The sequence below is a fragment of the Acidocella sp. MX-AZ03 genome (assembly GCF_027626035.1).
Taxonomy (GTDB): Bacteria; Pseudomonadota; Alphaproteobacteria; order Acetobacterales; family Acetobacteraceae; genus Acidocella; species Acidocella facilis.
The window spans coordinates 2,034,295-2,052,209 of the sequence record NZ_CP110774.1 but is presented as its reverse complement, the minus strand read 5'-3'; the positions used below and the strand labels follow the sequence as shown (position 1 = coordinate 2,052,209).

At 61.9% G+C, this 17,915-nt stretch carries 13 protein-coding genes and 6 pseudogenes; 14 read left to right on the top strand and 5 right to left on the bottom strand.

The features are described 5' to 3' along the window. Positions 1-182: 182 nt before the first annotated feature. The 3 genes and pseudogenes from GT370_RS11370 to tpiA form a co-directional block, all read right to left on the bottom strand. Positions 183-1,812 (bottom strand): annotated as a pseudogene (locus GT370_RS11370) (CTP synthase). Between the two features lie 53 nt (positions 1,813-1,865). Continuing rightward, the gene (gene secG, locus GT370_RS11365) at positions 1,866-2,276 is read right to left on the bottom strand and encodes a preprotein translocase subunit SecG (protein WP_270183087.1); all 411 of its coding nucleotides are present in this window, start codon (positions 2,274-2,276) and stop codon (positions 1,866-1,868) included. A gap of 99 nt (positions 2,277-2,375) precedes the next feature. Next, positions 2,376-3,107 (bottom strand): triose-phosphate isomerase, encoded by a 732-nt coding sequence (tpiA, locus tag GT370_RS11360; protein WP_039885202.1) that lies wholly within the window; start codon positions 3,105-3,107, stop codon positions 2,376-2,378. 132 nt (positions 3,108-3,239) lie between these two features. On the opposite strand from tpiA, the gene GT370_RS11355 reads away from it, so the two are divergent. The 9 genes and pseudogenes from GT370_RS11355 to lexA all read left to right on the top strand — a co-directional run bounded on the left by GT370_RS11355 (position 3,240) and on the right by lexA (position 11,848). Beyond that, a complete protein-coding gene (locus GT370_RS11355; protein ID WP_234730161.1) occupies positions 3,240-3,413 on the top strand; it encodes a hypothetical protein in 174 nt (57 codons plus the stop codon). 167 nt (positions 3,414-3,580) lie between these two features. Then, positions 3,581-5,455 (top strand): SurA N-terminal domain-containing protein, encoded by a 1,875-nt coding sequence (locus tag GT370_RS11350; protein WP_008494517.1) that lies wholly within the window; start codon positions 3,581-3,583, stop codon positions 5,453-5,455. A 20-nt stretch (positions 5,456-5,475) separates the two neighbouring features. Next, positions 5,476-6,982: pseudogene (gene trpE / locus GT370_RS11345) on the top strand (anthranilate synthase component I). 3 nt (positions 6,983-6,985) lie between these two features. Next, positions 6,986-7,579, top strand: a complete 594-nt coding sequence (locus tag GT370_RS11340; protein WP_008494519.1) for an anthranilate synthase component II — start codon at positions 6,986-6,988, stop codon at positions 7,577-7,579. Further along, a pseudogene (gene trpD / locus GT370_RS11335) lies at positions 7,576-8,594 on the top strand (anthranilate phosphoribosyltransferase). The gene GT370_RS11340 and the pseudogene trpD overlap by 4 nt, the downstream one beginning before the upstream one ends. Further along, complete coding sequence (gene trpC / locus GT370_RS11330; protein WP_008494521.1) at positions 8,591-9,394, top strand: indole-3-glycerol phosphate synthase TrpC; 804 nt, start codon at positions 8,591-8,593, stop codon at positions 9,392-9,394. The pseudogene trpD and the gene trpC overlap by 4 nt, the downstream one beginning before the upstream one ends. Next, positions 9,391-9,861: a cyclic pyranopterin monophosphate synthase MoaC gene (moaC, locus tag GT370_RS11325; protein WP_008494522.1), complete on the top strand. Its 471-nt coding sequence runs from the start codon at positions 9,391-9,393 to the stop codon at positions 9,859-9,861. The genes trpC and moaC overlap by 4 nt, the downstream gene beginning before the upstream one ends. Then, a pseudogene (locus tag GT370_RS11320) lies at positions 9,858-11,056 on the top strand (molybdopterin molybdotransferase MoeA). Before moaC ends, GT370_RS11320 begins: the two are co-directional and overlap by 4 nt. Before the next feature lie 84 nt (positions 11,057-11,140). After that, positions 11,141-11,848: a transcriptional repressor LexA gene (lexA, locus tag GT370_RS11315; RefSeq protein ID WP_008494524.1), complete on the top strand. Its 708-nt coding sequence runs from the start codon at positions 11,141-11,143 to the stop codon at positions 11,846-11,848. A gap of 162 nt (positions 11,849-12,010) precedes the next feature. Here lexA and GT370_RS11310 read toward each other — a convergent pair whose 3' ends face one another. After that, on the bottom strand, positions 12,011-13,750 hold the full coding sequence (locus tag GT370_RS11310) for a DEAD/DEAH box helicase (RefSeq protein WP_051060324.1): 1,740 nt from the start codon (positions 13,748-13,750) through the stop codon (positions 12,011-12,013). A 381-nt stretch (positions 13,751-14,131) separates the two neighbouring features. Here GT370_RS11310 and GT370_RS11305 point away from each other — a divergent pair, with 381 nt between their 5' ends. Next, a complete protein-coding gene (locus GT370_RS11305) occupies positions 14,132-14,632 on the top strand; it encodes a cold-shock protein (protein WP_035179628.1) in 501 nt (166 codons plus the stop codon). Between the two features lie 91 nt (positions 14,633-14,723). Here the strand turns inward: GT370_RS11305 and pncA are convergent, their stop codons facing one another. Beyond that, positions 14,724-15,320 carry a bifunctional nicotinamidase/pyrazinamidase gene (gene pncA / locus GT370_RS11300; RefSeq protein ID WP_270183086.1) on the bottom strand — a complete coding sequence of 199 codons (597 nt, stop codon included), beginning with the start codon at positions 15,318-15,320 and terminating at the stop codon, positions 14,724-14,726. A 156-nt stretch (positions 15,321-15,476) separates the two neighbouring features. Between pncA and rplK the strand changes: the two are divergent. The 4 genes and pseudogenes from rplK to rplL all read left to right on the top strand — a co-directional run bounded on the left by rplK (position 15,477) and on the right by rplL (position 17,859). Then, positions 15,477-15,910, top strand: a pseudogene (gene rplK, locus GT370_RS11295) (50S ribosomal protein L11). A 3-nt stretch (positions 15,911-15,913) separates the two neighbouring features. Next, a complete protein-coding gene (gene rplA, locus GT370_RS11290) occupies positions 15,914-16,603 on the top strand; it encodes a 50S ribosomal protein L1 (RefSeq protein WP_008494532.1) in 690 nt (229 codons plus the stop codon). Positions 16,604-16,863: 260 nt separating this feature from the next. Further along, on the top strand, positions 16,864-17,388 hold the full coding sequence (rplJ, locus tag GT370_RS11285) for a 50S ribosomal protein L10 (protein ID WP_008494533.1): 525 nt from the start codon (positions 16,864-16,866) through the stop codon (positions 17,386-17,388). A gap of 91 nt (positions 17,389-17,479) precedes the next feature. Beyond that, a pseudogene (gene rplL / locus GT370_RS11280) lies at positions 17,480-17,859 on the top strand (50S ribosomal protein L7/L12). Positions 17,860-17,915: the final 56 nt, after the last annotated feature.

The following is a 17,915-nucleotide window of genomic DNA, read 5'->3' as shown; positions in this document are numbered from 1 at the left end:
GAGTATTTTCCTTACAGGAATATTGGATCGATTATCATCGAATCGCGTTGACTCATTTTTATTCATAATCCGACTTTTGCGAGCGTAGGGCGTTCCGGCTGGCAGATGCCGTGTCGGCGGGTTGTCTGCTATAAGATGAAGGCCAATTCCAGCTTTCGGGCGGAAATTGGCCTTCTGTACGATTAAACCAGCCGTGATTGCTTGACCGCTGCCTCGATAAAGCCCTGGAACAGCGGGTGTGGGTCGAACGGCTTTGATTTCAGCTCAGGATGGTACTGCACGCCGATAAACCAGGGATGATCCGGGTATTCGACGATTTCCGGCAGAATGCCGTCCGGTGAGAGGCCAGAGAAGCGCAACCCCTTGGCTTCGAGCTGCTCGCGGTAATGGATATTGACCTCGTAGCGATGACGGTGGCGCTCCTCGATATGAGCCGCTCCCCGTAAACTTGGCGCACGAGCGAGCCCTGGGTGAGGGTGGCGGGGAAGGCGCCAAGCCGCATGGTGCCGCCCAGATCGCCATCGGCGCGGCGGCGTTCAATCTCGTTTTCCCGCGCCCATTCGGTCATCAGCCCGACAATGGGAATGTCGCAGGGGCCAAATTCGGTCGAAGAGGCGGCCGTCATACCGGCTAGATTGCGGGCGCATTCGATGACCGCCATCTGCATGCCAAAGCAGATACCGAGGAACGGGACTTTATGCTCGCGCGCAAAGCGAACGGCTTCGATCTTGCCCTGGGCCCCGCGCTCACCAAAGCCGCCAGGCACCAGAATGCCATGCACGCCTTCCAGTTGCTCAACCGCATCGGGTTGCTCGAAGATCTCGGCATCCATCCAGTCCAGCTTGACCTTGACCTTGTTGGCGATGCCGCCATGGGCCAGGGCTTCGGCCAGGGATTTATAGCTGTCGAGCAGGTTGGTGTATTTGCCGACCACCGCGATGCGCACCTCCCCTTCGGGGAAGCGGACGGTATCGACGATCGATTTCCAGCGTGCCAGATCCGGCTCGCTTTCGAAGGGCAGGCCGAAATGGCGCAGCACTTCCCGATCCATCCCGGCCTCATGGTAGGAAATGGGGACGGTGTAGATCGTATCGACATCCAGCGCCGGCACCACCGCCTCAGCCCGGACATTGCAGAAGCTGGCGATCTTGCGCCGCTCATTCTCAGGGATTGGCCGGTCACAACGGCAAATCAGCATGTTCGGCTGAATGCCGACATTCTGCAGCTCCTTGACCGAATGCTGGGTCGGCTTGGTTTTCAGCTCGCCGGCGGACGGGATGTAGGGCACCAGCGTCAGATGCACGAACATCGCCCGTTCGCTGGTCAGCTCATTGCCAAGCTGGCGGATGGCTTCAAGAAACGGCAGCGACTCGATGTCGCCAACCGTTCCGCCGATCTCGACCAGCACGAAATCCAGCCCGTCCGTTTGATTTTGAACGGTTTCCTTGATCGCGTCGGTAATGTGAGGAATCACCTGGACGGTGGCGCCGAGATAATCGCCCCGGCGCTCCTTGGCGATCACCCCGGAATAGATCTTGCCGGTGGTAGCATTGTCGGCCTTGTTGGCATGAACGCCGGTGAAGCGCTCATAATGGCCGAGATCCAGATCGGTCTCGGCGCCGTCATCGGTCACGAACACCTCACCATGCTGGTAAGGGCTCATCGTCCCGGGATCGACATTGAGATAGGGGTCCAGCTTGCGCAGCCGGACAGAATAACCCTGGCTTGCAGCAGGGAACCGAGGGCCGCCGAGGCAATGCCCTTACCGAGGGACGAAACCACGCCGCCGGTGATGAAAACAAACCGCGTCATGGAATCCAATCTTACATGAGTCGCAATGGGAGGGTGAAGAGGGAAGCGCCGTATTACTGGGTTTTGTTCGGCGCAGGGGTCGCGGGCGCGGCCGGCGCCGCCGGCGCGGCGGGGGCAGGCAGCGCGTCAGCCGGGGTTTGCGGCAGCGACGAGGGCAGAGACGGCGCGCTCGGCGCGGGGGCGGACGGTGCCGCCGGCGCCGGGCTGTTCAAAATCGCCGCGTTATTGGCTGTGCCGCTACCATTATATAGCAGGGCCAGTGCCAACGAGAGCACGAAGAAGGCCGTGCCGAGGATGGCCGTGGTGCGGGTGAGAAGATTTGCCGTGCCTCGGCCGGTCATGAAGCTGCCCATGCCCTGGCCGCCGCCAAGACCAAGACCGCCACCTTCGCTGCGCTGGATCAGCACAACGCCGATCAACGCCACGGTGACGAACACATGCAGCACGAGAAGAACCTTGATCATCACAAACCCGCAAAAACAGATAGGCGCGCTTCTAGTGCGGGCGGGCGCAGGATTCAACCTTGCAGCCGCCCACGCGGGTCGAAAAGCGCAGAGCCGGACCTAAAGCGGCGCGGCTGTCGCGATGGCGAGGAAGTCGGCGGCTTTCAGGCTGGCGCCGCCAACCAGGGCGCCGCCTACCTCGGGCAATGCCAGCAGAGCGGCGGCATTGGCCGGCTTCACGGAGCCGCCATACAGGATCGCAATGGCAGCGCCTGCGGTGCCGAGTTGCTCGACCAGCGCCTTGCGAATGGCGGCATGCATGGAGGCGACATCGTCTTCCGTCGGGGTGCGGCCGGTGCCGATGGCCCAGACCGGCTCATAGGCGACGACGCCGCTGAATTGCGCCGGCAGGCTATGCGCCAGCTGGCTGCGAACGACCGCTTCAGCCTCGCCGGCTTCGCGCTCGCCCTCGGTCTCGCCCACGCAGATGACCGGGGTAAGCCCCGCCGCGATCGCCGCCTCGGCCTTCCCGCGCACCACGGCGTTGGTCTCGCCGTGATTGGTGCGCCGTTCCGAATGGCCGAGAATGACATGAGAAGCGCCAACATCGCGGATCATCGCGGCCGAGATATCCCCGGTATGCGCACCTTCCGCCGCGGGGTGGCAGTCCTGGCCGCCCAGGGCGATCTTGCTGCCAGCCAAGGTGCTGGCAAAACGGTCCAGCAGGGTGAAGGGCGGGCAGACCAGCATGTCCACATGCGCCGGGGCGTCGGCGCGAAGGGCCGCCGTGAATGCCTCGATATCGGCGCGTTTGCCGAACATCTTCCAATTGCCCGCAATAAGTTGCCTCATCCTGCTCTCCCTTCTGATAAATACTGCATAATGCTGAATGGTTCGGGCGCGCTGCCATGCAGCAAATGCGCTTTTGATTCGATGGTGCGACGCAGCATAATATGCCCGTTTCCAATCGAGGAGGGTTTCCCGATGCTGTTCTTTCTTGCCATTCTGGCGCTTGCCGCCATCTCGATGCTGCTGATCCGGGCGATGGCCTTGGAGGGCCGCAAGCCAGCATTTCTGCCGCGTGAGCGTCCTGCCAAGGCGCATCGCCTGCCGGCAAGCGCGCTGTTGGATGCCGCGTCTCTGCGGGGATTGTACTGAGGCCCTATTTGACGTTGCCAAACACCCTCATGCCAAGTTCTGGCATGAGGCGTGGTCAGGGCTTGGGGGCTATTCACGCCCCCTCCCACCGATTTGTCCGGCACCGTTGAATTGCCCAGTCCATGACGCCTAGCTATAGAGGCGGCGGTTTGGGGTAAAGAGAGACGATGCTGGTCTGGGTCCGGAATTTAATGGGTAGCTGGGTGGCGCGTGTGTTCTTCGCGCTGCTGGTTGTGGTGTTCATTTTTTGGGGCGTCTCCAACGTCTTCACGATGGCGGGCAGCCCGAATGCGGTCGCGACCGTCGCCGGCCAGCCTGTCGATGTCAGTGTCGTCCAGGCCGCTTACCAGCGCGCGCTGAACCAGTACCAGCAACAGGGCCAGACGCCGGATCAGGCGACGCGGCAGCAATTGGCAGAGCAGGCCTTGTCGGCCGCCATTCGCGAAAAGATCATGCGCCAGGCGGCGGCTGATGATAGGATCGGCGTGCCGGACGCGGCCGTGCGGGCGGTGCTGGACGGGATTCCGGCCTTCCAGACCAATGGCAGCTTCGACAAAGCCAAGTTCGCGCAGGTTCTGCGGCAGAATGGCCTGTCCGAAAACGAGTTCATCAATGAGATCAAGGACGAGGTGATCTCGCGCCAGTTGATCACGCCGATCATCAATGGCGCGCAGGTGCCGGATGAAATGCTTGGCCAGATTTTTGGATTGCTGGGCGAGCAGCGGACAGCGTCTCTGGTAAATGTTCCGGTCAACACGCAGCCGGTGCCGGCCACGCCGTCCGACGCTGTGCTGCAGCGTTTTTGGCAGAATCACCAGAGCCAGTTCACTTCGCCGGAATATCGTAAAATCCAGCTTGTCATTTTGTCCCCCGCCTTGATGGCGCCCCACGAAAAGGTATCCGAGGCTGAGGTGCAGGCAGCTGTCGCGCGGGCGCAGGCAAACAGCCCGAGCACGCCGGTGCGCAGTGCGGATGTGCTCTCCGTCGAGGATCTGGCGGATGCCTCGCAACTACTTGCGGCCTGGAAGAAAGGCGCAAGCTGGGCAAAAATGCAGGCCTTGGCGAAATCCTATCACGCCGTCTCGGTGCCGTTGGCCAAGATGCAGCAGAACCAGATCCCGTCCGGGGCGCTGGCGAACGCGATCTTTGCGGCCCCTGCCGGCCAGGTGATGGGGCCCATTGCGGGCGGCCAGGGCATGTATCTTTTCAAAGTGACGGATATCGGTCAGTCCGGGCCTGATCGGGCACAGCTGGTCGCGCAGGCGACGCAGCAATTGCAGTTGCAGCAGGCCCAGGCGGATGTGGCGAAGAATGTCGATGCGCTGCAGGATGCGCTCGCCGGGCAGACGCCGTTGGACCAGCTTCCGGGCAATCTGGGTCTGGTCGCGGTTGAGGGGACGCTGGATGCGGGCGGCCAGACGCCGGATGGCTCGGCCGCGCCGATCCCCGGTGGCGACGATCTGCGCAATGCCATCGTCAAGGCTGCTTTTGCAACGCAACCGGGGCAAGCCGCAAAGCTTCAGTCCGGCCCGGATGGCAGCTATTACGCTTTGACGGTGCAGAAGCTGCTGCCGCCTGCCGTGCAGGCCTTTGCGCAAGCCAAAGCCAAGGTTCTGGCGGCCTGGCAACAGGATCAGCAGATCCGCGAGGCGGAGGTGATCGCCGCTGATCTCATGCATAATGTGAATACCGGAACGCCGATCGCGAAAGCGGCCAGCGCGCAAGGGCTTACGGCGACGGCCAGCCCGGTTTACACGCGGCAGACCCAGCCCCAGGATCAACCCTCGACACTCGTCCCGAGCCTGTTCGCGATGAAGTCGGGTCAGGCTACGATGATCCAGACGACGGACGGCTTCCTGGTCGCGGCGCTGACCAAGGTGGTGCAGCCGACACCGCAGAGCGACCCGGCCATGTATGCGCAATTGCAGCAGAGCCTGAATAAAGGCTTGCAGGATGACCTGGGCGGGAGTTTTCTGGCCGGACTGCAGGCGCGCGATAAGGTCACTGTGAACCAGAAGCTGTTCGCGCAAATCTATCAGTGAGGAAAGAAAGAAGTCTTGTCATGAATGCCGTTTCGCCAGACCGTTTTGAGACCTTCCGTGCCGCCTATGATCAGGGTCGCGGCGCGCTGGTCTGGCGTCACGGCATCGCCGACCTGCTGACACCGGTTGCGGCCTATCTGAAGGTCGCGCATGGCCAGCCTTATTCTTTTTTGCTGGAGAGCGTGGAAGGTGGGGCGACGCGTGGGCGGTATTCCTTTATCGGCTTGTCGCCCGATCTCGTCTGGAAATGTGAACGCGGGGTGGCTTCGGTCAATCGCGAAGCCCAGAGTCAACCGGAGAGCTTCGCCCAGATTTTCGAGGCGCCGCTCAAAAATCTGCGCGGCCTGATCGCCGAGACGCGGATGGAAGTGCCCGAAGGTCTTCCGCCCGGAATTGGCGGCCTGCACGGATATCTTGGCTATGATCTGGTCAGGCTGATGGAAGATCTGCCGGCGCTGAAGCCGGACGTAATGGGCGTTCCCGAGGCGATTCTGACCCGTCCGGGCTGTTGATCGTGTTCGACAATGTTACCGATGAAATGACCCTGGCGGCGCCGGTCTATCCGAAGCAAGGGGTGGAGGCGGTCCAAGCCTATGCTGCCGCCGAGGCCAAGTTGAATGACCTGGCGAAAGCCCTGGAGGCACCTGTTCCGGAGCTGCAGGGGCGTTTGCTGGCGCCGATCGAGCAGAGCTCGAACATGGAAAAGGAAGAGTTCCTGGGCGCGGTGGAAACCGCCAAGAACTATATCCGCGCGGGCGATGCCTTCCAGATTGTGCCCTCGCAGCGTTTTGAAGCACCGTTCTCCTTGCCCGCCTTCGCGCTTTACCGGAGTCTGCGGCGGATCAACCCCGCGCCCTTCCTGTTTTTCCTGGATTTCGGCAATTTTCAGGCTGTCGGCTCTTCACCGGAGATCCTGGTGCGGCTGCGCGATGGCACCGTGACCATCCGCCCGCTGGCGGGCACACGCCGCCGCGGCGCCACCACCGAGGAAGATGTCGCGCTGGAAGAAGAGTTGCTGGCCGACCCCAAGGAGCGGGCCGAGCATCTCATGCTGCTGGATCTCGGGCGCAATGATGTCGGGCGGGTGTCGGAAATCGGTTCTGTGCGCGTGGCGCAAAGCTTCGCCATCGAACGTTTTTCGCATGTGATGCATATTTCCTCGACGGTTGAGGGCAAGCTGCGGCCGGGCTCGAGGCGCTGGATGCGCTGATCGCCGGATTTCCCGCCGGCACCTTGTCGGGCGCGCCAAAGGTCCGGGCGATGCAGATCATTGAGGAGCTCGAACCGTCGCGCCGGGGGCTATATGCCGGATGCATCGGCTATTTCGCCGCGAATGGCGAGATGGACACATGTATCGGCTTGCGCACCGCTTTGGTGAAGGAGGGCCGCATGTATGTGCAGGCGGGCGTCGGCGTGGTCGCCGATTCCGACGCCGAGGCCGAATATATGGAAAGCGTGCAGAAAGCGCGCGCGTTGTTCCGCGCCGCAGAGGACGCCGTGCGCTATGTCAGCGCGCCGGGGGCTTGAGCGATGATTCTTCTCATTGATAACTACGACAGCTTCACTTTCAATCTCGTGCAGTTTTTCGGGGATCTCGGCGCGGAATGCGTAGTCAAGCGCAATGATGCGTTGAGCCCCGAGGATGTTCTGGCCATGCGGCCCCAGGCGGTGGTGCTCTCGCCGGGGCCCTGCACGCCGAATGAGGCCGGGATCTGTCTGCCGATGGTGCAGGCGGCGGCTGCGGCGAATCTGCCTTTGTTCGGTGTGTGTTTGGGACACCAGGCGATCGGCCAGGCCTTTGGTGGGCAGGTGGTGCGCGCACCACAGCCCGTGCATGGGAAAACCAGCCCGGTCTTCCATGATAATACCGACATTTTCGCAGGCTTGCCGAATCCCTTCACCGCGACGCGCTATCACTCGCTGATCGTCCAGCAGGCGACCCTGCCCAGCACGCTGGTGCCCACGGCGCGTACCGAAGACGGCATTATCATGGGATTGCGCCATGCGGAGCTGCCGATTTACGGCGTGCAGTTTCATCCGGAGAGCATCGCGACCTCGAACGGGCATGATATTCTGCGCAACTTCCTGCGTCTCGCAGGGGTAAAGGTTCCGGTTGCTGCGTGAATAATTCGCTGAAACCGGTGCTTGCGCGCCTCGGTAAGGGGGAAAGCCTGACCGTGTCTGAGGCCGAGGAAGCATTCGGCGTGGTCATGGATGGGCAGGCCACCCCGCGCAGATCGGCGGGATGCTGATGGCCATGCGCGCACGCGGCGAAACAGTGGCGGAGCTGACCGGCGCGGTCACGGCGATGCGCAAGCGTATGGCCAGGATCGAAGCGCCGGCGGATGCCATGGATGTTTGCGGTACAGGCGGGGATGGCGCCGCCAGCCTCAATATTTCCACCGCGACGACGTTCGTTCTGGCGGCGTGTGGCGTGCCTGTCGCCAAGCACGGCAACAAGGCGTTGTCCTCGCGCTCAGGCGCCGCGGATGTATTAACGGCGCTTGGGGTTGCGATCGAGCCGCCCATTGACAGGTTATCGGCGGTGCTGCGCGAGGTTGGGTGCGTCTTTCTATTCGCGCCGCGCCATCACCCCGCACTGCGGCACGCTGCCCCGGTTCGGGTGGAGCTTGGCACCCGAACCTTGTTCAACCTGACCGGCCCGATGGCCAATCCGGCCGGGGTGCGCCGCCAGTTGATGGGGGTCTATGACCCGTTCTGGCTGCGCCCGGTGGCGGAGACGTTGCGTGATCTTGGCACGCAAGCCGCCTGGATCGTGCATGGCGCCGGCATGGATGAACTTGTGCTCGACGACGTGAACCAAGTGGTCGCGTTGAAGAACAACGAGATCAGGGAATTCGGGGTAACCGCCGCGGATGCGGGCCTTGAAGCCGCGCCTGCCTCTGCCTTGAAAGGCGGAGACGCCGCCTATAACGCGGCGGCTTTACGGGCTTTGTTGCGAGGCCAGGCGGGTGCGTATCGTGATACGGTGTTGTTGAATAGCGCTGCCGCCCTGATTGTGGCGGGCCGGGTGGAAACACTGCCCCAAGGGGTCGAGCTGGCGGCGCAAGCGATAGATCGAGGTGACGCTTTGGCTGTTCTGGAACGGTTGAAGCGGGTCTCCGGAGAGCAGGCATGAATATTGTAATCGACGATGTGCTGGCAAAAATCTGCGTGGATAAACGCGCTGAAGTTGCCGAGCGCCAGGGCCGCAGGCCGCTGGATGAGCTGAAGGCCGAGGTCAAGGACGCCGACAAGACACGTGGCTTCGGCCGGGCTTTGATGGATAAGGCCGCGCAGGACCAGGCCGGACTGATCGCGGAGATCAAGAAGGCCTCGCCCTCGGGCGGTTTGATCCGCCCGGATTTCGAGCCTGCCTCGCTGGCGCGGGCCTACGCGGCCGCCGGCGCGACCTGCCTTTCCGTTCTGACCGACGAGAAATACTTCCAAGGCCAGACCGCGCATCTTGAGGCGGCCCGCGCAGCGGTTTCCCTGCCCGTCATTCGCAAGGATTTCATGCTGGATGAATGGCAGGTCTATGAGAGCCGGGTCATGGGGGCGGACTGCATTCTGCTGATCATGGCGGCGCTTGAGGACGATCAGGCCCGTGATCTCGAAGGGCTCGCTCGGGCTCTGGATATGGATGTTCTGGCCGAAGTCCATAATGAAGAAGAGATGGAGCGCGCGCTTCTGCTGCAGACGCCTCTGATCGGCATCAATAATCGCAACCTGAAGACCATGGTGACGGATATTGCGACGACCGAGCAGCTCTCCAGCCTGTGCCCGCCGAATAAATTCATGATCTCCGAGTCGGGCATCAAGACCAATCAGGATGTGGAAAGGCTGCGGAAGGTCTGTGTGCAGGGGTTCCTCGTCGGCGAATCGCTGATGCGCCAGGACGATCTGGAAGCCGCTGTGCACGCGCTTTTGGGCCATTGAGCCAGCTTACCCATATCGGCGCCGACGGCGCGGCGCGTATGGTCGATGTTTCGGCCAAGACGGTGACGCTTCGCGAGGCGCAGGCCAAGGGGCGGGTGGTGATGCGGCCCGAGACCGTCAGCCTGATCCGTGATAATCAGGCTGAAAAAGGCGACGTGCTCGCCGCAGCCCGAATTGCCGGGATCATGGCGGCCAAGAAAACCGGCGAGCTGATCCCGCTCTGCCATCCGCTGCCGCTGGATGCGATCAGCATCGACCTCATCCTGGAGCAGGATTCGGTCGAGATCGTCGCCACAGCCCGGACAACGGCACGCACCGGCATTGAAATGGAAGCCCTGACCGCTGTGAGCCTCGCGGCTTTGACCATTTATGACATGGTCAAGGCCGCCGATAAGACGATGCGGATCGAAGCGATACGCCTGACCCGAAAGACAGGCGGCAAGAGCGGAGATTTTTCGGCGCCATGATCAGCGTCGAGGAGGCGCGCGCCCGGATTGTCGCGGATTTGAAGCCTGTTGCCGTTGAAATGGTCGGGCTGGCCCAGGCCTATCACCGCGTGCTGGCGCGCCCGGTCATCTCCCGGCTGACTGTCCCACCTGGCGATGTTTCGGCCATGGACGGGTATGCGGTGCGTGCCGTTGACACTGACTCCGGCAAGCCGCTTCGGCTGATCGGCGAAGCGCCGGCCGGGCATCCGTTCGCGGGTGAGGTCGGCCCGGGGGAGGCGGTTCGGATCTTTACCGGGAGTGCGATCCCGAACGGTGCGGATACCGTTTTGATCCAGGAGAACGCCTCGGTCGCAGCGGATTTGGTGGAGCCGGCGGCAAGCGTGCGCGCTGGACTGCATATCCGGCGGAAGGGCCAGGATATACAAGCCGGTGACCAGGTCTTGCCAGCGGGGGCGCGGCTGTCTGTGCGGGATATCGGACTTGCCGCCGCGGCGGGGCATCCCTGGTTGGCTGTTTACCGGCGCCCGCGCATCGCGATCCTCTGCACCGGGGACGAGATTGCCTTGCCGGGTGAGCCGCTGCCCGCCGGGGGATCGCCAACTCCAACGCCCTGATGTTAAGCGCTTTCGTTACAGCCCATGGTGGCGAGCCGTTGGTGTTGCCGATTGCGCGTGATGCTGCCGATGAAGTCGCGCAGGCGGCGTTAGCTGCCAAAGGGGCTGATCTGTTGCTAACCACAGGCGGGGCGAGTGTTGGCGCCTATGATCTGGTCAGGCAAGGGTTGTCCCAGCACGGCTTCGCGCTGGATTTCTGGAAAATCGCGATGCGTCCCGGCAAGCCGCTGATATTTGGCAGACTCAGTGATCTGCCTGTGTTGGGGCTGCCCGGCAATCCCGTGTCCGCTTATGTCTGCGCGGTTTTGTTTTTGCGGTCCGCCATTGAGGTGCTGTCTGGTTTGCCCCCTGAATCGCCAGGCTTTGAAACCGTACGATTGGCAGCGCCGATGCGGGCCAATGATGTGCGGGAAGACTATGTGCGGGCGATCATCGCGAAGACTGCTGACGGGGAAATGCAGGTTACCCCGCTGCAGGTACAGGATTCAGGAATGCTGCGTGCCCTGGCCGGGTCCAACGCGCTGATCCGCCGTGTGCCGTTTTCACCTGCCATCGAGGCGGGCAGTTACGTGGAGATCCTGCGGTTGGATCACTCGTAACGCTTGACGCGAAAACAAGAACTAAACTAGAACATTATCGTGTTGTTGCTTTGTTCCTGAAGCTTTAAAATTCGGAGATGTTCAATGCTGACGCCGAAACAGCATGAATTGCTGTTATTCATCGACCGGCATCTGCGCGAGACCGGATGTAGCCCCAGCTTCGAGGAAATGAAGGAGGCCCTGGACCTCCGTTCAAAATCCGGAATCCATCGGTTGATTTCCGCCCTGGAAGAACGAGGCTTCCTGCGTCGCCACAAGCACAGGGCGAGGGCTCTGGAAGTGGTGCGGCTGCCGCAGGATATCACGCCGAGCAAGGCGCAGGCGCATGGTTTTGCGCCCAACGTCATTCAAGGACATTTTGGGACGCGAGGGCTGTCGCAGCAAGATGAGCTGGAGAGTTTTGAACCCTCCGCGATTTCTCTGCCGCTTTACGGTAAAATCGCCGCTGGCCTGCCGATCGAGGCCTTGCGCGACAATGAAGAGACGATTGAAATCCCCCTCTCCATGCTTGGCGCCGGGGAACATTTCGCACTGACCGTCGAAGGCGATTCGATGATCGAAGCGGGAATTCTGGACGGCGATACAGTGATCATCAGGCGAGGCGATACGGCGGAAAACGGGCAAATTATCGTCGCGTTGGTCGATGAGCACGAGGTGACGCTAAAGCGGCTGCGCCGGAAAGGGCAGTCCATTGCGCTGGAGCCGGCCAATATCCGGTATGAAACCAGAATTTTCCCGGCTGAACGTGTCCGTGTTCAAGGCCGCCTGATCGCGCTGTTGCGGCAATATTAACCGCGTGCCGCAGAGCTTAGAGCATCAAGCTTTTAGCTTGATGCTCTAACTTTTGTTTTTGCGAGCAATTTCATGTGTTTATCTTGACGCTGGCGCGTCAACCTAAACACATATTGCTCTAGCTGGTTGATCCGCTCCCCTCCGAGGCCCGATCAATAGCGATCAGTGGCGAGAGGCTTTATTCTGCCGCCGGCGCTGTTGCTCGCTGAGCTTGCCGCCGGGCTTTGGCGCATACGGCTTCGGCGCCGCTTTCGTTTTGAAATCGCCGCGTTCGGAAATGTTCGCGCGAGAGCGTGAGGGGCTGCTCGGCGGCGCGGCGGGCTCGATCCGCGCCTCGGTCTGGGCGTTCGCCGCATTGGCAAAGGCGCTCGCGGCATGGGCCGCGATTTCGAACTTGGTTTCGCGCTCAAAAATGCGAATAGCGCCGATCTCTTGTTTGCTGACGCCGCCCGCCTTGCAGATCAGCGGCACAAGCCAGCGCGGATCGGCGTTTTGTTTGCGGCCAAGGGCCACGCGAAACCAGGTTCCCTCGCTGACGTGGGTATGGGATGCCTTGCCGGTATGCGGCGCGCGGGTGGGGCGCTGGGCTTCGGGCGGCAGGATCGTGACGTGAGCCGCGCTTGGCAGATGGGCCTGGGCCAGTTTCACAAAAGCCGCGGCGATGATTTCCGGTGAACTCCGGGCCAGAAGCTTCTGGCCGAGTTCCAGTTCGAATTCGCCGGGTGTTTCTTGCAGCTGCGGATTGTTCAGCAGGCGTATCTCATCCTTTGCACGGATATCCTCCGGCGTCGGCGGGTCAACCCAGACAGCCTGGGCATTCGCCTCCCGCAAGAGCAACTCCGCCCGGCGGCGACGCGCCGGCGGGACGAGCAGGACAGAAACCCCCTTACGCCCCGCGCGCCCGGTACGGCCGGACCGATGCAGGAAGGTTGCCTTGTTGGTGGGAAGGTCCGCGTGAATGACCAGGTCGAGATCCGGCAGGTCCAAACCCCGCGCGGCGACGTCTGTTGCGATGCAGACCTGGGCCCGGCCGTCGCGCAGCGCGGACAGGGCGGCGTTACGCTCAGCCTGGGATAGTTCTCCCGACAAGGCTGCCGCGGTGAAACCCCGGGCGACGAGGTTGGCGTGAAGCGTGCGCACCGTATCCCGGGTGGCGCAAAAAACGAGCGCCCTGCTATCCTGCGCTCTTAATATATTGACGAGGGCGGCTTCGAGTTCATGGCCGGCAGCGCGGACGGCGCGGTACTCGATATCGGCATGCGGCTGATTGGCGGCGACGGTGTCGATACGCAGGGCATTTTGCTGATAGGTTCGGGCCAGTGCCGCGATGTCGCGCGCGATGGTGGCTGAAAACAGCAAGGTGCGGCGGGAGGCCGGCGCCGCGCTGAGAATGAATTCGAGTTCTTCCCGGAAGCCGAGATCGAGCATTTCGTCGGCTTCGTCGAGCACCACGGCTTCCAGCTCGTCGAGGCGCAGATTGCCGCGCTCGATATGGTCTTTCAGACGGCCCGGCGTGCCAACCACGAAATGGCACCCGCCGGCCAGGAGGCGCGCCTCGCGTCGTGCGTCCATCCCGCCGACGCAGGACAGGATCCGGGCGCCGGTGAATTCGTAAAGCCAGGTCAATTCGGCATGCACTTGAAGCGCAAGCTCACGGGTAGGGGCGATCACCAGCACCAGAGGCGCGTGCGTGGCTGGCATCGACGCGGACTCGCCGAGGATGCTACCCGCTAAAGCAAGGCCGAATGCGACGGTCTTCCCGGAGCCGGTTTGGGCAGATACGAGCAGGTCACGCCCGTCAGCTTCCGGCGTGAGGACTGCGCTTTGTACGGAGGTGGGGTCGGCATAGCCGCGCTGAGCGAGAGCTTTGGCGAGGCTGGGATTGGTATCGGGGAAGGGCATGAGCGGCTCTTAGGGGCTGGGGCGCCAGGCAACAAGCGGTGGATTAGCCGTGCAGCCGTGCAGCGGCGCATATTCATGCGTATTTGGGTCGAGAATCGTAAAAATGGCGGCTATTTTAGCTGAAATGCTTGCGTTGGAGCAGCATTTCGGGATTGAAGGCCGCCACAGCGTGGCCTATGCTGTTTTCGCTTGGCTAGAGCCCGGTGCCCCGAAAGTCTTTTAGAGGACAGTTTTTATAGTGCGACCCCCGAAGAATGACCGCCAGCGGCAGAGCCGCCGCCGTGGTTTCGACGACGATAATTTTTATGGTAACGCTCCTTCATTCCCGCCGTCTTTCTCGGGGTTTGGGGCACAATCAACTGCCCCGAAGCAAAGGCCACTGTGAAGTGGTATAATGCTGAAAAGGGGTTTGGTTTCGTCGAGATGGCAGATGGCTCCGGCGACGTGTTTCTTCACGCAAACTCGCTTCAGAGTGCCGGTTTCCAGTCCGTCACTCCCGGCTCTGTTCTGCAGATCCGTGTCGGGCAGGGGCAGAAGGGCCGCCAGGTCAATCAGGTTATTTCCGTGACTGAGGGTGATGCCCCGCCGCCGCGTGCGCCGGGCGGTTTCGGTGGCGGAGGTTTCGACCGTCCACGCGCGCCGCGCGCCCCCCGCCAGCAGGCCTCCGGCCCGGCTGTTGAGATGGCTGGTATCGTGAAATGGTACAATGCCACCAAGGGGTTTGGCTTCATCAGCCCGGAAGCTGGCGGCAAGGACGTGTTTGTCCATGCCACTGCGCTTGAGGCGGCCGGCTTGTCGCCGCTGCAAGAGGGCCAGGCGGTGAAGATGAGTGTGGTGCAAGGCTCCAAGGGGCCGGAAGTTTCAGCAATCATCGTCGATTAATCGATGAATTTCCGTGAAAAACCCCGCTCCTGCGGGGTTTTTTGCGTTTTGAGGGGCGATTAGTGTGACTGCAAGAGATCTTGGCTCTTGGTCAGCTTGACCCAGCGTTTTGCATGGCCGCGCGGGCCTTCGCGCTCGAGCCTTGTAAATCTATCGCCCGGCACGCATCCTCAACAACCCAAACCTCGAAGCCTGCTTGGACGGCGTCCTCGGCTGTCCAGCGCACGCAGAAATCAAAGGCCAAGCCACATATATATAGTTGTGTGATGCTCCGTTCCCGCAGATAGCCGGCAAGGCCGGTGGGTGTGGCGCGGTCCGCTTCCAGGAAGCCCGAATAGCTGTCGATTGAGGAGTGGCTGCCCTTTCGCAGGATGAGGCCTGCGTGTGGAATATCGAGCCCGGGGACGAGCGCGGCACCCAGTGTCCCCATAACGCAATGGGCGGGCCATAGGACTTGGGGGCCGTAAGGCAGTTGGATTGTGTCAAATGCGGCTTTTCCCGGATGGTTGGCGGCGAAGGAGGTATGGTCAGCCGGATGCCAATCCTGGGTGAGCACAACGTCGTCGAAATACCGCGCCAGGCTGTTGATCAAAGGCGCTATTTCATCGCCGCCGGGTACGGCAAGCGCGCCGCCGGGGCAGAAATCATTTTGCAGGTCGATAACCAGAAGGGCCGCTTTTTTTTGCATGGCTTATATTATCGGGAAAACGCGAGCGGGTGCTAGACAGTAGGGTACGGTTGAGTTAAGGCTCCGCCCCTCGGAACGTGGGAGGCTTGGACAGGTGTGTCCGGCTGCTTGAACCGCGGTCCAATGGCGCAAGCCATAGGATGAAAGGAGCCAGAAATGGCTAAGAAAGTTGTCGGCTATATCAAGCTGCAGATCCCTGCGGGCAAGGCGAACCCGTCGCCGCCGGTGGGTCCCGCGCTCGGCCAGCGTGGTCTGAATATCATGCAGTTCGTCAAGGAATTCAATGCGGCGACGCAGCAGATGGAGCCGGGCATGCCGGTTCCGGTGGTGATCACCGCCTTTGCTGACCGCACCTTCTCCTTCATCATGAAGACCCCGCCCAATACCTACTTCCTGAAGAAGGCGGCGGGCATCGACAAGGGCACCACGACCCCGGCAAGGGCGCGGCTGTGGGCAAGGTGACGACCGCGCAGCTGCGTGAAATCGCCGCGACCAAGATGAAGGACATGAACGCGAACGATGTTGACGGCGCTGTGCGCATGCTGGCGGGCTCCGCTCGCTCCATGGGCCTGACCGTGGTGGAGGGCTAAACGATGGCCAAAGATAAGCGTCTGAACGCTGCCCGCGAGACGGTTGAGCGCAACAAGCTGTACGCCCTGACCGATGCCGTGTCGCTGGCGAAGAAGAATGCCACCGCGAAGTTCGACGAGACTATTGAGATCTCGCTGAACCTGGGCATTGATCCGCGTCACGCCGACCAGATGGTCCGTGGCCTGATCTCGCTGCCGAACGGCACCGGCAAGACCCTGCGCGTCGGCGTGTTCGCCCGTGGCCCGAAGGCCGAAGAGGCGCTGGCCGCCGGCGCTGACGTGGTTGGTGCTGACGATCTGGCTGAGAAGGTCCAGGCCGGCGACATTCAGTTCGACCGCTGCATCGCGACCCCGGACATGATGGGCGTTGTGGGCAAGCTCGGTAAGATCCTCGGCCCGCGCGGCCTGATGCCGAACCCGAAGCTGGGCACCGTGACCATGGACGTGAAGGGCGCGATCACCGCTGCCAAGTCCGGCCAGGTCGAGTTCCGTGCTGAGAAGGCTGGTATCATCCATGCCGGCATCGGCAAGGCGAGCTTCGAGGCGGACAAGTTGGTTGAGAACGCCAAGGCGTTGATCGACGCCGTGCAGAAGGCGAAGCCGACCGGCGCCAAGGGTACCTACCTGCAGAAGGTGGCGCTGTCCTCCACGATGGGCCCTGGCGTGCGCGTGGACGTCTCCACCGTCGCCTAAGGTTTTTTGAGAATACGCTTTGGCCGGAAGGCCGAAGCGGGCAGGGGGCCGCAAGGCTCCCGACCTGTCCAAGACCGTATGTATCCTCGGATTTAATGGGGGGCCCGCAAACGGTAGAGAGGTGCCAGATGTTTCGCTTCGGCGGGGCTTTGGTGGTTCTGACATAGGACAGGCGAAAGCGGCCGGGATGGTCCCGGTTGCTTGGGTAACCTGGGTGGTGAGGCGGCAACGCCAAGCTGCCCGTCAAGTTGGAGACGGATGTGGATCGCATAGAGAAGCGTGAATTCGTCGCTGAACTGTCTGCGGTGTTCGCGGATACGTCCATGGTTGTCGTCACCCGGAATGACGGGATGACGGTGGCTGATGTGACCAATCTGCGCCGCAAGATGCGTGAGGCGGGGGTGAGCTTCAAGGTTGCGAAAAATCGTCTGGCCCTTCTTGCTCTTGAAGGAACCCGGTTCGACGGTATCGCGCCCCTGCTGAAGGGGCCGACCGCGCTGGCATGGTCTGCTGACCCTGTTGCCGCGGCCAAGGTTGCCGTCGACTTCGCCAAGACCAATGACAAGTTTGTTCTGTTGGGCGGCGCCCTCGGCAATCAGGTTCTGAATGTCGACGGTGTCAAGGCGCTCTCCGAGCTGCCGTCCCTGGACAGCCTGCGTGCCAAGCTCCTGGGGCTTATCCAAGCCCCGGCGACCAAGGTGGCCGGCGTCCTGCAGGCTCCGGCCGGACAACTTGCGCGGGTCTTCGCGGCGTATGCCGATTCCCAGAAGAGCGAGGCGGCCTAAGGTTTTCGCCCGCTTGTCGCTTTTTCGCGGGCCGCGCGGTGCGGCCTTGCATTGAACCAAACAAAGCCTATCTTATCGAAGGATTATTCTAATGGCTGACCTGAACGCGCTCGTTGAAGAGCTGTCGAAGCTGACCGTCCTGGAGGCCGCTGAGCTCTCCAAGCTGCTCGAAGAGAAGTGGGGCGTTTCCGCTGCCGCGCCGGTGGCTGTTGCCGCTGCTGCCCGGCTGGCGGTGCGCCGGCTGCTGCTGCTGAGGAGCAGACCGAGTTCACGGTGATCCTCGCCAATGGCGGCGACAAGAAGATCAACGTGATCAAGGAAATCCGCACCATCACCGGCCTGGGCCTCAAGGAAGCCAAGGACCTGGTCGAGGGTGCGCCGAAGACCGTCAAGGAGAATGTCTCCAAGGACGAGGCTGCGGCCATCAAGAAGACGCTGGAAGAGCAGGGCGCGACTGTCGAAGTCAAATAATTCCTCTTCCCGCGACGGTGTGATTATGCCGTTGCGTGCATAGGGTAAAAGGGCAG

Coding starts and splice junctions, on each gene's coding strand:
- secG (WP_270183087.1), bottom strand. CDS start 2,276: ATGATCAAGGTTCTTCTCGTGCTGCATGTGTTCGTCACCGTGGCGTTG.
- tpiA (WP_039885202.1), bottom strand. CDS start 3,107: ATGAGGCAACTTATTGCGGGCAATTGGAAGATGTTCGGCAAACGCGCC.
- GT370_RS11355 (WP_234730161.1), top strand. CDS start 3,240: ATGCTGTTCTTTCTTGCCATTCTGGCGCTTGCCGCCATCTCGATGCTG.
- GT370_RS11350 (WP_008494517.1), top strand. CDS start 3,581: ATGCTGGTCTGGGTCCGGAATTTAATGGGTAGCTGGGTGGCGCGTGTG.
- GT370_RS11340 (WP_008494519.1), top strand. CDS start 6,986: ATGATTCTTCTCATTGATAACTACGACAGCTTCACTTTCAATCTCGTG.
- trpC (WP_008494521.1), top strand. CDS start 8,591: ATGAATATTGTAATCGACGATGTGCTGGCAAAAATCTGCGTGGATAAA.
- lexA (WP_008494524.1), top strand. CDS start 11,141: ATGCTGACGCCGAAACAGCATGAATTGCTGTTATTCATCGACCGGCAT.
- GT370_RS11310 (WP_051060324.1), bottom strand. CDS start 13,750: ATGCCCTTCCCCGATACCAATCCCAGCCTCGCCAAAGCTCTCGCTCAG.
- pncA (WP_270183086.1), bottom strand. CDS start 15,320: ATGCAAAAAAAAGCGGCCCTTCTGGTTATCGACCTGCAAAATGATTTC.
- rplA (WP_008494532.1), top strand. CDS start 15,914: ATGGCCAAAGATAAGCGTCTGAACGCTGCCCGCGAGACGGTTGAGCGC.